The sequence below is a fragment of the Luteolibacter sp. genome (assembly GCF_058122085.1).
Genome location: NZ_JBIKBQ010000016.1, coordinates 1 through 14624 on the forward strand (window position 1 = coordinate 1; position 14624 = coordinate 14624).

Below are 14624 nucleotides of genomic sequence, written 5' to 3' on the forward strand. Positions count from 1 at the left end.
CGAGGGCGGATTTGGTCATCAGTGTTTCCATGGCAGGCTGAAACGGCCAAAACGGAGGCCAATGTCTGGTATTTTCTTAAATCGCCAATGAACATCGACCATGGCTGATTTCCGGGCAACCGCCCTGTCCGGGTCCGGCGGAGTGGAATTTTGGGTTGGTGTGAGCGGGAGACATGGATTAGCTTGCCGCTCCCCGAGGGGAAATTATGGCGATACAAGGTGAAGAACTGGCTCTGGCTTGCGCGAAGGCGGCCGATGAAGTGAAGGCGGAAAACATCCGCGTGTGGGACATGCGCGGGGTTTCGAACCTGACGGACTACATGGTGGTGTGCTCGGGCTCGTCGATGCCGCAGCTGCGGGCGATTTTGCGCGACGTGGCCGGCAAGGTGGAGGAACTTCACGGCGTCAAGCCGACGATGACCGAGGGCAAGGCCGACACCAAGTGGGTGGTCTTGGATTACATCGACGTGATGGTCCACGTGATGAGCGACGAGCTGCGCGAATACTACGGATTGGAAGATCTGTGGAAGGACGCGAAGGAAGTGGAGTGGCAGGCGGCGGACAAGAGCTGATCTGGCGGGCGTCCTGCGGGGCTGGAAATTTTTCGGAATAGAAATCGATTTCCAAATCTCCCATGACTGCCGATGAGTGAGTTCGCAGAGTTAGTTGATGCCCATTACCAAGCGTTGTTCCGCTTCGGGATGTCGTTGACGCGCGATGTGGACCGGGCGTCGGATCTGGTGCAGGAGACATTCTGCATCTGGGCTGCGAAGAACAGCCAGCTGCGCGACCGCTCGAAAGCGAAGACGTGGCTTTTCACCACCTTGCACCGGGAGTTCCTGAGCCAGCGCAGGCGGGCGGCGAAATTTTCCGACGAGCCGCTGGACGAGGAAAAGACGGAGGCGCTGGTCGCCCCGGAAGAGGACGCGGAGCGCCAAATGGACGGGCAGCGCGCGATGGAACTTCTGGGCGCGCTGGATGAATCCTACCGCGCGCCGCTGGCGCTTTTCTATCTGCAACAGCACAGCTACAAGGAAATCGCCGAGATTTTGGACATCCCGATCGGCACGGTGATGTCGCGGCTATCGCGGGGGAAGGAAATGCTCAGGCAGCGGATGAAAGCCGAGCCTTCGAGCGCGCCGAGAAATATTCTTCAACTGGAACGGGAGGGAGTTCGCCATGGATAAGGAACAGGCACGATTCGTCCTGCGGAGTTTCCGGCCCGACGGCGCGGACGCGGGCGATCCGGATTTCGCGGAGGCACTCAAGCTGGCGCTGGAAAACCGCGAGCTGGGCGAGTGGCTGGCGAGCGAGCGGGCCTTCGACGCGGAATTCGCGGTGGCGCTGGGTTCGGTCGATCTGCCGGGTCATCTGCGGGAGGATATTTTCGCCTGTCTGGCCGTCGAGCGCGGGGATTTCCCGCAGGCGCAGGACATGAACGACGCGGCCTGGATCGGCGCGCTGGCGTCGCTCCAGCCTCCGGCGTTTCTCCGCGACCAGGTGATCGCCGCGATGGAGCGGACGGAAAACCGCGAGATCGTCAGGGTTTCGTTTTTCAGGCGGGCGGCAATTCCGTTAGCCGCCGCGGCCGGCATCGCGCTGGCGTTTTTCATCACCCGCCCGGCGGGTCCGGCGGCGGTGGTGAGGACCGGACCGGTCCCGATCGAAGCCGTGCAGGCGGGTTTCATCCGGACCTACGAATCGCCGTTGTTCAGTCTGGACGAGAAGCGCGAGGATCATCGGTTGCTGGTCCGGCACTTGGAGGAGCACAAATTGCCTTGTGCCGGCTGCCTGCCGCCGGGACTCCGGAACGTGAAGGGAATCGGTTGCCGGGAGTTGGTGATCGACGGCAAGCGCGGCTCGCTCATTTGCTTCGACGAGAGGGAAAACGGAGTCGTCCACATCGTGATTTTCCGCCGCGAGGATGTGTGTGGCGAGCTCCCGCAGAGGGACCGTCCGCGTCTGGCGCAAAACGGGGACTGGGCGTCGGCACAATGGCAGGATGGTGAGAACGTGTTCGTCGCCATCAGCCACACGCAGGTCAAAAAGCTGGCGACCTTGTTCTGAAGCAAGGCGCCCGGGTTTGGCTGGTAGATTCCGGCAGGGATGCCAAGGTGGCCGTGGGAAATGAGTTTTGAAGCCGAGACACCGCCTCTTCTGGCACCGTTGCAGCGGGTGATGTTGCGGGATTCCCTCGCGGAGGGAGACGCCGGGCATCATGTTGAGCAGCTGGAAATGCTCTTCGCGCGCGGCCACGTGCGCGGGCGGGTGGCCGCGGCTTGGGAGGAGACCGTCGCCAGCACCGCGGCGCTTCGGGTCGCGTTCGTCACGGCTAACGGACATGCCGCAGGCCGCGAATTCGTGACTCCGCGGAATTCTTTGAACCAACAGGAACCGCTGCCGGCGTCATGGGAAAGCTGGCGGGAGGCGGACCGCCGCCGCCCGCTGCTCGCGCCGCACGAGGTGCCGTGGCGGGCGGTGTATTGGCCGGAGGAGGGGCGGTTCATCTGGACCTTCCACCACGCGCTGCTAGACGGCAGGTCGCTTGCGCGGGTGTTGCGGGATTTCCTGGAACGGCTCGCGGATGGAAATCCCGAGCCGCTGGCCACCGCCGAGTGGCGCGCGCCCATCGCGGAATCGCTGGCGCTGGCGGAGCGGATCTTCCGCGACGAAGCGGCGGATTCGATAGAAATGGATTTCCCCGCTGACGCCGCGGGGGCGGCGGTGCGTTTCATGGGAAATGATTTCGCGCTGCGCTTGGAGTCGCTGGCGGCGGCGATGGAGGTGACCGCCCCGACTATTCTTATCTGGGCCTGGGGCCAGGCGCTGATGGAAATTTCCGGGGCCGGCGCGGTGGTCGTCGAGCAACTGCGCGCGGGCGCGCCGCAGCCGGGGACCGCGGGATTTACCATGAACACGCTGCCCGTGCGAATCCGGCGGGCGAGCGGTGACGTGGCGCGGAGCCTGCGGGAATTCCGCGCCCGGATGCTGGCGTTGCGGGCAATCGAGTCGGTGTCGCCGGAGGATTTCGCGCCCGGAGTTTTTCCTGACACCAACGGGCGATCCAGCAGCGTGATCATGGTCGAGCGCGGCACCTTGCGCCATTTGGCGGGCGGGGAGCTTGTCGAGTCGTTGGTGCTTCACGAGGCCAAAGGCGAGACCTTGATGGCCACCGCGCATGTTCTGCCAGACTTGCGGTTGGAGGTGGAAGGCCCCGGACGGCACGACCTGCTGCGCGGCTGGGTCCACGTGCTGGAGCGGTTGTGAGACGGTCGGCCCGCCCAAATCCTGCGAAGTTCGCCATCACACTTGCCGGGTGCCCGCGCTATCGACTAAAAACGCGCGTGGCCGGCAAAAACATCGTTTATTTCGACTTGGAAACCCAACGCAGCTTCGGCGACGTCGGCGGCTCGATGCACAAGGACAAGATGCAGGTTTCCGTAGGCGTCACCTACAGCACCGCCCGCGGGACTTATGAGATTTACGCGGAAAACGAGATGGAAAAGCTCGGCGAGGAGCTCGTCCGCGCCGATCTCGTCGTCGGCTGGAACCACCTGCAGTTCGATTATCCCGTCCTCCAGCCCTACATTTTCCACACGCTCGCCGAGCAGACGCTCAACCTCGACATGATGCTCGAACTCGAAACCATCGTCGGTTTCCGCCTCAAGCTCGACTCCGTGGCCTCCGCCTCGCTCGGCACTGGCAAGACCGCCGACGGCCTCGACGCGCTGCGCTGGTGGCAGGAACACAAGAAATCCGGCGAGTTCGCGCCGCTCCGGAAAATCGCCGAATACTGCGCCTTCGACGTGAAGGTCACCAAGTGCGTCCACGAATACGCCCTCGAACACGGGCTGCTCAAATACGACGACAAAAGCGGCCGGATCGCCGAGGTCGCCGTGGATTGGAAATAATCACATCCAGCCGAACTGCGCCAGGACCTTGGTCACGGTCCAAATGAACACAAGACTCAGCGCGACGATGTAAATGATCGCGGCTTTTTCGATGGAGGAACGGGTCATGGCGCGGGTCTTCTAGTGCGGCGGTTGGATTTCGCCAAGGGAAATGGTTGGCAGCTTAAAATATACTCTTGCAGTTTTTGTGCGTTTGATGACAGATCCCGCGGACATGAAATTCCGCCCGCTCCTCTCGCTCCTGCTCGCCACGCCCGCATGGGCCCAGTCCACCGACCTTTTGCCCAAGCGGCTCGACGAACTCGTCGTCACCGCCAGCCCGCTCGACCGCACGCTGTTCGAGCTGGTCCAACCGGCCGCCGTCCTCAAGAAAAAGGAGCTCATGCTCAACCTCGCCCCCACGCTCGGCGAAACCTTGGGCAAGCAAGCGGGCGTCAGTTCCACCTCGTTCGGCCCCGGTGCCAGCCGCCCGATCATCCGCGGCCTCGGCGACGACCGGCTGCGCGTGCTCCAGAACGGCACCTCGGTCCTCGACGTCTCCAACGTCAGCCCCGACCACGCCGTCGCCGCCGATCCGCTGACCGTGCGCTCGGTGGAAATCGTGCGCGGCCCGGCCACCCTGCTCTACGGCCCGAACACCGTCGGCGGCGTGGTCAATGTCATCGACGACCGCATCCCCGAGGAGCGCGTCAGCGGCATCGACGGCTCGCTCGACACCCGCTACGGCTCGGCGGAAAACCTCCGCTCCCTATCAGGCGCGGTGAATTTCGGCGCGGGCCCCTTCGCCTTCCACCTCGACGCCTTCACCCGCGAATCCGACGACCTCGAAATCCCCGGCTACGCCCGCTCCGAGCGGCTCCGCGCCCAAGACCCGCAGCCGGACGAAGCGCGCGGCACGCTCCCCAACAGCTTCACCGACTCCGACGGCACGGCCATCGGCGGCTCCTACATCTGGGACCAGGGCTTCGTCGGCGTTTCCTACTCCGGCATCGATTCGCTTTACGGCACGGTGGCGGAAGAGGACGTCACCATCGACCTCCGCCAACGCCGCTGGGACCTGCGCGGCGCGTTTTACGAGCCGGCTAACGGCATCAAGGAAATCAACTACAAGTTCGGCTACTCGGATTACGAGCACACCGAGTTCGAGGGCGCTGAAACCGGCACCCGGTTCCTCATCGACGGCTTCAACACCCGCGCGGAGGTCCTTCACGAAAAGCTCCACGGCTTCGAAGGCGCGGTCGGCGTGGAACTCCAACGCAGCGATTTCTCCGCGCTCGGCGAGGAAGCCTTCCTCCCGCCCGTCGAAAACCAGGTGAACTCGCTGTTCGCCTTCGAGGAAATCGAGCTCGACCGCTTCACCCTCCAGTTCGGCGGCCGCTACGACTATCAGGCCAACGAAACCGACGCCCTCGACCGCGACTTCAACGCATTCAGCGTCTCCGCCGGAGTGATTTACAATCCCACCGAAGACTACGCCGTGGCGATGTCGGCGGGCTATTCGCAGCGCCCGCCGAACTACGTCGAGCTCTTCGCCGACGGCCCGCATGTCGCGACCGGCACATATGAAATCGGCGATCCGGACCTCGGCACCGAGGATTCGCTCTCGCTCGACCTCTCGCTCCGGAAAAAAACCGGCCGTGTGACCGGCAGCGTCAGCGGCTTCTATTACCGCTTCAACGACTTCATCGCGAACCAACCCGCCGGCATCAACGACCCCGTCGATGACCTGCCGGTTTACAATTACGAAGCCATCGGCGCGACCTTCTACGGCGGCGAACTCGAAGCCACCGTTCATTTGCTAGCGCCCGTGGAAGCCTCCGCTGACGAGAATTCTCAACAGCTCGACCTGGTCTTCCTCGCCGACTACGTCCGCGCCGAGGACCGCGACAGCGGCGAGTCCGTCCCGCGCATTCCGCCGTTCCGCTCGACTGTCGCGCTCGACTACCAGATCGACAGGATCGGCGCCCGCCTCGAAGCGCAGTGGTGCGCCCACCAAGGCGACACGGCGGAAAACGAACCGCCCAGCGACAGCTATGTCCTGCTAAGCGCCGGTATCGACTACACCTTCACCACCGGCGATGTGACCACGACCCTCTTCGTGAAGGGCGTCAACCTGCTCAACGAGGAAGCCCGCCCAAGCACCTCGTATCTCAAGGAAATCGCCCCGCTCGCCGCGCGCGGCGTGGTCGTGGGCCTGCGCGCCGATTTCTGATTTCTAGCGGGCAAACGCCGCGGCCAGCGACGACAGATCCGCCGGGCCCGCGCGGTCGGCGGTGAGGATCGCCGCTTTCTGGAGCGAGATGATTTCCGAAACTCCCTTGCGCGAGAGGTCGAGCATCGCGGTCATTTCCTCCGAGGAAAACACCGCCTCCTCGCCGCTGCCCTGGATTTCCACGAAGTCGAGCGTCTCGGTCATCACCACGTTGAAATCGACCGAAGCCGCCTTGTCTTCCGGGTAGTTCAAGTCGAGCACCGGCACGCCTTGATAGACGCCGGCGGAGACTGCGGCGACGAGCTTCTTGATCGGGAAATCCCTGAGCTTGCCCTGGGACATCAGCTTGTTGAGCGCGATCGCCATGGCCACGCAGCCGCCGGTGATCGAGGCGGTGCGGGTGCCGCCGTCGGCTTGCAGGACGTCGCAATCGATCCAGATCGTGCGTTGGCCGACTTTTTTCAAATCCACGCAGGCCCGCAGCGCGCGGCCGATGAGTCGCTGGATTTCCGACGAGCGGCCGTCGATTTTCCCGCGGGAGATGTCGCGCGATTTCCGCTCCAGCGTCGAGTAGGGGAGCATCGAATACTCGGCAGTGAGCCAGCCGCCGTCCACCCGCTGCGCGCGCATCCAGCGCGGCACATCCTCCTCGATACTCGCGGAACAAATCACGCGGGTGTCGCCGAAGGACACGAGCACCGAGCCGCTGGCGTAGGGCGCCACGTTCGGGATGAAGGAAATCGGGCGGAGTTGGTCATTCTGGCGGCCGTCGGGACGAGTCATGCGCGGAGTGAAATCCACCCGCACGCCTGCCGCAAGCGTGAAGCTCAAGCGGAGCTTATTGCGCGCGGAGATCCTGGATTCTCCGGTCGGTCTCGGCGGCCTCCATGGGGAGGTTGGCTTTCTCGTAGGAAGTCTTCAGGCCGAGGAGCGCGTTCATGTCGTTAGGCAAGGCGGTGAGCGCCCGTTGATAGGCTTCGATGGCTTCCTTGGGTTGTTTGACGGCGAGGTAATATTCGCCGAGGCGGATGGCCATGGGGGTGAGGATCATGGGCGGAAACATCATGGACGCGGGTTGTTGGCGGTCGGCGGCGGAGGCGAACCAGTTATAGGCGGTGCCGACTCCGGTTTTGGGGCCCGCCAGGGCGAGGCGGCCGCGCAAATCGCTGGCGAGGACTTCGAGCGCGCGGAAGGCGCGGGTCCATGCGGAGCGCTCGCCGATGGCGGTCGCCTCGGTCTGGGTCTTGCTCATCTCCTCGCCGTGCAGGGTGAGCGCGGCGACGACCTGCTGGGCTTCGCCGAATTTCCCGTCGTCTAGCAGGCGGCGGGCTTCGAGGGCGAAGCGGAGGCCGTCGATCCACCAGTAGGCGAGGGATTTTTCATGGGTGGTCTTGAGGTCCTGCGGCTTGGGCAGGGAGTAGAGCGCCTCGGCGGCGTTTCCGCGCAGGCCGAGGTGGAGGAGGATGCGGGCGGGCAATGTCTTGGCCTCCCATAACAGGAAGCGGGCCCCGGGCGAGGCGTTGCGTTTTTCGGGCAAGGGCGTGGCGGCGATCTGGCGGGCGGCGGCGTAGGCGGTGTCGAAGCCGCCCTTCGACGCGAGCGCGACGATGCGGTAGCACTCGGCTTTCACCCACTCGGGGCAGTCGGCGACGCCGGCCTTGTTTTCCTTCATCCAGCCCTCGAAGCAGGAAGAGGCGCGACCGAATGCCGAGGCGGCTTTGCCGTGCTGGCCGGAGCGCCACTCGTAGTGACCTAGCAGATGGAAATGCGGGCCGTAGTTGGGGGACATCTGGCAGAGCTTGCGGGCGAGATCGACTGACGGGGCGAGGTCGGGGCCGTCCGCGCGGATGGTGAGCAGGGCGTTGAGCGGCAGCGGGCTGTGGGGGTGTTTCGCGATCAGCGCGAGCAGGCTTTTTTCGGCGGCCTCCTGGTCGGGCGTCGCGGCACCGGACGCGTCATAGCCGCCGCGGCTGAAAAGGGCGGCGAAGATGCCGGCCTGGAGTTCGTGAGGGAATTTCTCGGCGACCTTGCGGAAAGCGGCTGCCGCGCCGGCCGGGCCGTCCTCCAGGTATTTGACCAACCCGAAAGCATAGCCGCGCTCGAGCTCGCTGCCTTTGCCCCGGCTTATCAGGTCGAGCAGGCGCTTGGTCGCGGCGGTGCGCGCGGCGCTGGTTTCCGGCGACGGGCTGAGCAGCGACATGACCATCCCCCACTGGGCGAGGAGGCAGTCCGGGTCCTCGCGCATCGCGGCGGCGAAGTGGCGGCTCGCCTCGAATTCCCATCCGCCGTGGAGGTGGTTGAGGCCTTGGTTGACGTGGGTCTGGGCATTTTCCGTGGCAGCGGTCACGGCGGTTTGGATTCCGCCGGGGAAGCTCGTCATCGCAGGTTCGGCGAGGGCTTTGACGGAATCGGGAATGGCCGCCTCGACGTCCGGGTCCTTCGGGGACGACGGGACTTGCTCCCCATTCGTTGGCGCTGCGACCGCGATCTTGGTTTTCACCGCGGCGTTGGCGGCGGGTTTCGCGATCTTGGTTTCCTCGCATGCCGCGAAGGCGCAAGTAAGGTGCAGCAGCGCGATCAACCGGGTTCTCATGTCCGGAAGATGGCCATGTGCCGCCCGCGCCTCCAAGCAAAATGACGCTGGCGTGCGCCGCCGCGGCCCGCTTAGTCTCCGGCCATGAAGCTTGGAGTTATCGGATGCGGGAAAATGGGCACGGCGTTGATTCAAGGGTCGATTCGTGCGGGAGTGGTCGCGGCGGCGGATGTTACCGGCTCGGATCCCTACGAAAAATCCCGTGAATCATTCGCGGCGGCGACCAACGCCAAGGTCACTGCCAGCGTCGCCGAACTGGCCGCCGGTTGTGAGGTGATTCTGCTTTGCACCAAGCCGCTGGACGTCACCGCCGCTCTGGCAGACGCCGCGGAAATGGCCGCCGGCGCGCCGCGCCTGGTGATTTCGATCGCCGCGGGCGTGACGCTTGCCGCCTTGGAGGCCGCGGTTTCCGAAAATTTCCGGATCATCCGCGCCATGCCTAACACTCCGGCGCTCGTCGGCCATGGCGCCGCCGGTTATTGCCTCGGCACCCGTGCGACTCCCGCGGATGCGGCGACCGCGCAGGCGCTGCTCGGCGCGGTCGGGCTGGCGGTCCAAGTGCCGGAGCGGCTGATAGACGCGGTCACCGGACTTTCCGGCAGCGGGCCGGCTTACATCTATTTGGTCATCGAGGCCCTCGCCGACGGCGGCGTGCGGGCCGGAATCCCGCGGGCGGACGCGCTGCGCCTCGCCGCCCAGACGGTGCTGGGATCCGCGGCGATGGTGCTCGAAACCGGCGAGCATCCCGCCGTGCTCAAGGACATGGTGACCTCGCCCGGAGGCACCACGATCGCCGGTCTGGCGGTGCTCGAAAGACAGGGCGTGCGCTCGGCGCTGATCGAGGCGGTCACCGCCGCCACCGGGCGTGCGGCGGAACTTGGCAAGTGAGCCATTTTGCGCTTTCCCAGCCCCACCGGCCTCCTATGCTGCGCGCCATGACACCCCGGCTCATTGCCTGCGCGCTGCTTTCCGCCTTTCTCCTCTCTTCCTGCGGCTCGGACTCCGACATGCCGATCATGGCCGGAAACACCCAGGCCGCCGCGAGCGAGGGCGAGGCTCTCTATCAAAAAGCGAAGGCGGCCGACGACGCCGGCGACACCGGCAAGGCGATCAAGCTCTACGACCAGACCGCGACGCGTTTTCCGTTCGCGCCCTCCGCCCCGCAGGCCCGTTTCCGTCAGGCCCAGCTGCTGGAGCAACAGGGCGAGGTCGTGAAAGCCTTCAAGGCGTATGACCAGTTTCTCGAGCGCTTCCAAGGCAGCGGCTCCTACGCCACCGCTCTCAGCCGCCAGGCCGCGATGGCCCAGTCCGCCGCGGACGGGGACGTGAAATCCAGCATGATGGGGATTAAAACCAAGCTCTCCCTCGAGGAGACCGTGGAGATGCTGCAGAAGGTCCGCGACAACGCGCCGAAGTCAGCCACCGCCGCCAAGGCCCAGTTCACCATCGGCCAGCTTTACGAGACCAAGAAAAAGTCCAGGGAGGCGATCGCCGCCTACCGCCAGCTCGTCCGCGACCAGCCCGCCAGCTCCCAGGCTCCCGAGGCGCTGTTCCGCGTCGGCGTGATCCTGACCGCCGAGGCGGACCGCGGCAACCAGAACCAGGCGAACCTCGATCTCGCCCGCGAGGCCTTCAACGACTATCTGATTCAATACCCCGGCGACTCCCGCAACGCCGAGGCCCGCAGGCAGATCGACAGCCTCGGCGGCCGGGATCTCCAGCGCTCTTACGACATCGCCGAGTTCTATCAAAAAACCGGCAAGACCGAGTCCGCCAAGGTTTACTACCGCGACATCATGAGCCGCGCGAAGTCCGGCCCCTATTACGACAAGGCCCGCGCCCGGCTCAAGGAGCTCGGTGAATAAGCTCCGCACGACTCCCGGAACCATGAAATTTCCCATCCTGCTTGCCCCCGCGCTGCTGCTGGTTTCCTGCGGCGGCTATCACCTTGGCGAGACCAAGCCGAGATCCATGGCGCGGGTGAAAACCATCGCCGTGCCGATGTTTTCAAACTCCACCTTGTTTCCCCGCGCCGAGGCCGTCGCCACCTCCGCGGTGGCCGGGGCCATCGTCCAGGACGGCACCTATCGGATCGCCAGATCCGACAAGGCCGACGCGATCCTTCAAGGCGATATCAGAAGCATCACCTACAAGAATCTCCGCGGAAACCGGTTCGACGTCTTCCGGCCGGAGGATCTTGGAAACACCGTGTCGATCGACTGGAAGCTCTGCGACGCGAAGGACCCGACCAAGGTTCTCGCCTCGGGAAAGTCGGATGGCACCAGCGAGTTTTTCGCGGCGTCCAATCTTCAGACCGCTCGCAACAACGCGCTGCCCGATGCCTTCGAACGTGCCGGCGCCGCATTGGTCTCGCGCCTGGCCAACGGCTATTGAGGGCCTTCCCGCGAGGTCTGGCAATCTTTGCTTGATTCCATACCGTTTGGTTGGTATGGCTGTTTGATGAAGCAACGCAAGAAGCAGCCCGCGCAAACCCGGCAAGCCATTCTGGACGCGGCGGACGCGGAGTTTTCCCTTCACGGCTATTGCGCCACCGGCATCGGCGGCATCGTCGTCCGGGCGGAGCTGACCAAGGGAGCGCTGTTCCACCATTTCCCGGACAAGCGGGCTCTGGCCGTCGCGTGGGTCGGCGAGCGGCTGGGCGCGGGGATCGAGCAGGATTGGATCGCGCCGTTGGAAGGAGCCGCCACGCTCGACGCGCTGCGGGACGTTTGCCGGCTGCGCTGCAAGGAGCTCCGGGCGGACGACGCGACCTCCGCCCTTGTCGCGGTCGCCGCCGAGACCGCCGCGCGGGACGAGCCGCTGGCCGCCGTGCTGGAAGGGGTTTTCAGCGCGTGGCGCGCCGCCCTCACCGGGGTTTTCGAGCGCGGCAAGGCGGCTGGCTGGATCTATCCGGCGATCAATCCCGAGTCCGAAGCGATGATGTTCGTAGCCGCGTTCGCCGGGTTCACGGTATCCATGAAAACCTCGCGGACTCCGCAGGCGCGTCAGCTTTTCCTCACTGCTTTCGAGGGCTATCTGGAAACGTTGCGCGCCCAGCAAGGCTGAGCGGCCGGTTTTTACGGTCTTCCACTTGAAATATCCGCTGTTTCGCGGCGTAGTCGGGTTCTCAGCCCATCCTGCCATGCCCGCACTTTCCAAAATCTCCCGCCCCCTGGTTCTTCCTCTCGTCTGCATCTTCGGCATCATCGCCGGCATGATGACGCTCACCCGCGGCGAGCCGAAATCCGTTGATTTGCCGAAGAAGAAAATCGTCTTCGTCGCCGGCAAGCCAAGCCACGGACCCGGCCAGCACGAGCACCGCGCCGGTTGCATGCTGCTCGCCGACCAGTTGAACAAAAGCGGTCTGCCCATCGAGGCCGTGGTCACCACCAACGGCTGGCCGCAGGACAAGTCGGTCTTCGACGGTGCTTCAGCCGTAGTCATTTACTCCGACGGCGGTCCCGGGCATCCGGCGATGAACCAGCTCGCGGACATGAAAAAAATGGCGGATTCCGGCATCGGCATCGGCTGCATCCACTACGCCGTGGAAATCCCCAAAGGCGAACCCGGCAATGCGTTTCTCGATCTCATCGGCGGCTATTTCGAAACCGACTGGTCGGTCAACCCGCACTGGGACGCCTCGTTCAAACTGCCCAAGCACGCCATCACCCGCGGCGTCCAGGATTTCCAGATGCGCGACGAGTGGTATTACCACATGCGTTTCCGCGAGAACATGGAAGGCGTGACCCCGATCCTGAGCGACCTTCCGCCTGCGGCAACCCTGTCCCGCAAGGACGGCCCCCACGAAGGCAACCCCGCGGTCCGCGCCGCAGTCTTGGAGCGCAAGGAGCCCCAGCACATGATGTGGGCTTACGAGCGCCCCGCGACTCTCGGCGGCGGGCGCGCCTTCGGATTCACCGGCGGCCATTTCCACAAGAACTGGCAGCAGGACGACCACCGCCGCGTCGTGCTCAACGCCATCGCCTGGATCACCAATTTCAAAATTCCCGAAACCGGCGTGCCCTCCCCGACTCCCACCGACGAGGAAATGGCGGCGAATCTGGACAAAAAACGTTGAAAAGAGGCCCGCGGCGTCATTCTCCGGAGCAGCAGGACCCGCATGCGTGGAAACAATCCACGCACCAGCCTTTGCCGTCGATGACCACCGCGGCCGGCCGGCCGCAGCCCTCGCAATCCGCCGGCGGGGCGGGAGGATCTGTCGGGATTTCGGCCGCGCTCATGCGCGCAGCATGGCCGGTCTTTGCGGATCGTGCAACCGCTTGGCGGCGCGGGATTTCATATCGTCAAACATGCGATAGGGGTGTAGAGCTAGCCGCAACACCATGGAAGCCATCGTATTTCTAATCATTCTGGCGGTTGTCTGGCTGCTGGTCAAGGTGAGCGAAGCCGGCAAGGAAGCCAAACAAGCGCGGGACGAGGTGAAGGGTTTGCTCGGGCGGATCCGCGAGTAGCAGCGGGAGTTGATAGAGATCAGGCAGGCGCTGGTTCCCCCCGCGGCGGAGGCGAAAACGGATGCGGACGGGCTTCGCGCGGAATTTGAAGAACACAGGCAGCAGGTTCTGACAGAGTCGGAGGTGGAACAGGCGGACCGGGCCGCCGGTGTTCACGAGTTTTTGGAAAGTCTGAACGCGCGGAGAAACGAGGCGATCCCTCCGCCGCTGCCGATGGACTCGGTGGAAGCCGCGCTCCCGGAGTGGGAGGCTCCGGAAACGCCCGCGCCGCCGGTGATGGTGGAGCCGAAGGAACCGTTTTCGCTGGAGCGGTTCATGGGGGTGAAGCTGTTCGCCTGGCTGGGCGGGGTGCCGGTTTTGGATCTGACCGCCCGTTCTTCCGCGCCGTTGTTTACCCGCCGGTTTGTGGCGGCCATCGAAGGAAAGGACGATCTCGGAAACGCCTGGCGCGAGGATGTTGGCTCGGCGGATTGGACCAAATCCGGCGGCGGCGATGTTCCGCTGACTTTGGCTCTCAACGGCGAACGCCTGCCCGCGAAGTTCATTCTGGAAACCCACGATGGCGACAACCCGCCGATCACCTTGGACGACGTTGTCCTGCGATTCGCCGCGCCCTCCATCATCGCCAAGCTCTCGGACGCGGCCCCGCTTTTCCTTTGCTACGGAAATCCCAAAGCCGCGCCGCCGCAATACGACCTGCGGGTGGTTCGCAATGAAATGCTCGCCGCCGAGCCGCAGGCGACGACTCTCGGTGACGAGGAAATCCTTCGCCCGGACGCCCGCGATCGCCGCGCACCGGACGCCGGACGCCGGACGCCGGACGCCGGACGCCGGATCGCCGGATCGCCCTGGCTGTGGGTGGCGCTGGCAGGAGTCGTCGCCGTTTTGCTGGTGATCGTGGCGAAATTGCTGCCCTCCCAAGATTCGGACGGGGGGACTTGAGTGCTTCCCGGAAATTTTTAAAAACTTCCCGAACACTCAGCAATTATCTTGCAAATCCGAGCCCCGGACGCTTTCTTCCGCGCTCAACCATCAACCTAGGACGGTCTGGCACCCGCTGGATCCATCCCCTACGACCATGAGCACTAAAGAAATCGACCTCAAAGCATATCAACTCCACGAAGGAGACACCGGCAGCGCCCCTTATCAAGTGGCGCTCCTCACCGCTCGGATTTTCCATCTGACGGACCACCTGAACATCCACAAGAAGGACTTCTCGTCCCGCCGTGGCCTTCTGACCCTCGTTTCCCAGCGCCGCAAATTGCTGGATTACATCAAGAAGGGTTCCGAAGAGAAGTATCAGCAGATCATTGCCAGCCTCGGACTCCGCCGCTAAACCACTCTCCGCAAGACAGCCGCTGGATCAACCCAGTGGCTGTTTCGCGAAACGGCCCGGGCACCAAAATTCCGCCTGGGTCGCCGGACAATCCCCTCCG

16 protein-coding genes are annotated in these 14624 nt (G+C 64.4%); 14 read left to right on the forward strand and 2 right to left on the reverse strand.

The window, feature by feature from the left end; translation table 11 throughout:
- Window positions 1-206 precede the first annotated feature (206 nt).
- From rsfS to AC4DF4_RS03950, 6 genes are all read left to right on the forward strand, one after another.
- Window positions 207-572 (forward strand): ribosome silencing factor, encoded by a 366-nt coding sequence (gene rsfS / locus AC4DF4_RS03925; RefSeq protein WP_490046810.1) that lies wholly within the window; start codon window positions 207-209, stop codon window positions 570-572.
- A gap of 72 nt (window positions 573-644) precedes the next feature.
- Window positions 645-1187, forward strand: a complete 543-nt coding sequence (locus tag AC4DF4_RS03930; RefSeq protein ID WP_490046811.1) for an RNA polymerase sigma factor — start codon at window positions 645-647, stop codon at window positions 1185-1187.
- The gene (locus tag AC4DF4_RS03935; RefSeq protein ID WP_490046812.1) at window positions 1180-2067 is read left to right on the forward strand and encodes a hypothetical protein; all 888 of its coding nucleotides are present in this window, start codon (window positions 1180-1182) and stop codon (window positions 2065-2067) included. The genes AC4DF4_RS03930 and AC4DF4_RS03935 overlap by 8 nt, the downstream gene beginning before the upstream one ends.
- Window positions 2068-2106: 39 nt before the next feature.
- Window positions 2107-3267, forward strand: a complete 1161-nt coding sequence (locus AC4DF4_RS03940; RefSeq protein WP_490046813.1) for a condensation domain-containing protein — start codon at window positions 2107-2109, stop codon at window positions 3265-3267.
- Window positions 3268-3344: 77 nt separating this feature from the next.
- Window positions 3345-3911: a ribonuclease H-like domain-containing protein gene (locus tag AC4DF4_RS03945; RefSeq protein ID WP_490046814.1), complete on the forward strand. Its 567-nt coding sequence runs from the start codon at window positions 3345-3347 to the stop codon at window positions 3909-3911.
- 214 nt (window positions 3912-4125) lie between these two features.
- Window positions 4126-6123, forward strand: coding sequence for a TonB-dependent receptor (locus tag AC4DF4_RS03950; RefSeq protein WP_490046815.1), 1998 nt, complete (start codon window positions 4126-4128; stop codon window positions 6121-6123).
- 3 nt (window positions 6124-6126) lie between these two features.
- Here the strand turns inward: AC4DF4_RS03950 and rph are convergent, their stop codons facing one another.
- Both rph and AC4DF4_RS03960 read right to left on the reverse strand, forming a co-directional pair.
- Window positions 6127-6906 carry a ribonuclease PH gene (gene rph, locus AC4DF4_RS03955; protein WP_490046816.1) on the reverse strand — a complete coding sequence of 260 codons (780 nt, stop codon included), beginning with the start codon at window positions 6904-6906 and terminating at the stop codon, window positions 6127-6129.
- Window positions 6907-6961: 55 nt separating this feature from the next.
- Window positions 6962-8716 carry a tetratricopeptide repeat protein gene (locus AC4DF4_RS03960; protein WP_490046817.1) on the reverse strand — a complete coding sequence of 585 codons (1755 nt, stop codon included), beginning with the start codon at window positions 8714-8716 and terminating at the stop codon, window positions 6962-6964.
- 84 nt (window positions 8717-8800) lie between these two features.
- Between AC4DF4_RS03960 and proC the strand changes: the two genes are divergently transcribed.
- The 8 genes from proC (at window position 8801) to rpsO (ending at window position 14524) form a co-directional block, all read left to right on the forward strand.
- Window positions 8801-9604: a pyrroline-5-carboxylate reductase gene (gene proC, locus AC4DF4_RS03965; RefSeq protein ID WP_490046818.1), complete on the forward strand. Its 804-nt coding sequence runs from the start codon at window positions 8801-8803 to the stop codon at window positions 9602-9604.
- 47 nt (window positions 9605-9651) lie between these two features.
- On the forward strand, window positions 9652-10581 hold the full coding sequence (locus tag AC4DF4_RS03970) for an outer membrane protein assembly factor BamD (RefSeq protein ID WP_490046819.1): 930 nt from the start codon (window positions 9652-9654) through the stop codon (window positions 10579-10581).
- A 22-nt stretch (window positions 10582-10603) separates the two neighbouring features.
- Entirely contained in the window at window positions 10604-11110 is a 507-nt protein-coding gene (gene lptE / locus AC4DF4_RS03975) for an LPS assembly lipoprotein LptE (RefSeq protein WP_490046820.1), read from the forward strand.
- A gap of 66 nt (window positions 11111-11176) precedes the next feature.
- The gene (locus AC4DF4_RS03980) at window positions 11177-11782 is read left to right on the forward strand and encodes a TetR family transcriptional regulator (RefSeq protein ID WP_490046821.1); all 606 of its coding nucleotides are present in this window, start codon (window positions 11177-11179) and stop codon (window positions 11780-11782) included.
- Between the two features lie 76 nt (window positions 11783-11858).
- A complete protein-coding gene (locus AC4DF4_RS03985) occupies window positions 11859-12794 on the forward strand; it encodes a ThuA domain-containing protein (protein WP_490046822.1) in 936 nt (311 codons plus the stop codon).
- A 265-nt stretch (window positions 12795-13059) separates the two neighbouring features.
- Window positions 13060-13188 carry a hypothetical protein gene (locus AC4DF4_RS03990; RefSeq protein WP_490046823.1) on the forward strand — a complete coding sequence of 43 codons (129 nt, stop codon included), beginning with the start codon at window positions 13060-13062 and terminating at the stop codon, window positions 13186-13188.
- 9 nt (window positions 13189-13197) lie between these two features.
- A complete protein-coding gene (locus AC4DF4_RS03995; RefSeq protein ID WP_490046824.1) occupies window positions 13198-14130 on the forward strand; it encodes a hypothetical protein in 933 nt (310 codons plus the stop codon).
- 136 nt (window positions 14131-14266) lie between these two features.
- Window positions 14267-14524: a 30S ribosomal protein S15 gene (rpsO, locus tag AC4DF4_RS04000; RefSeq protein ID WP_490046825.1), complete on the forward strand. Its 258-nt coding sequence runs from the start codon at window positions 14267-14269 to the stop codon at window positions 14522-14524.
- Window positions 14525-14624: the final 100 nt, after the last annotated feature.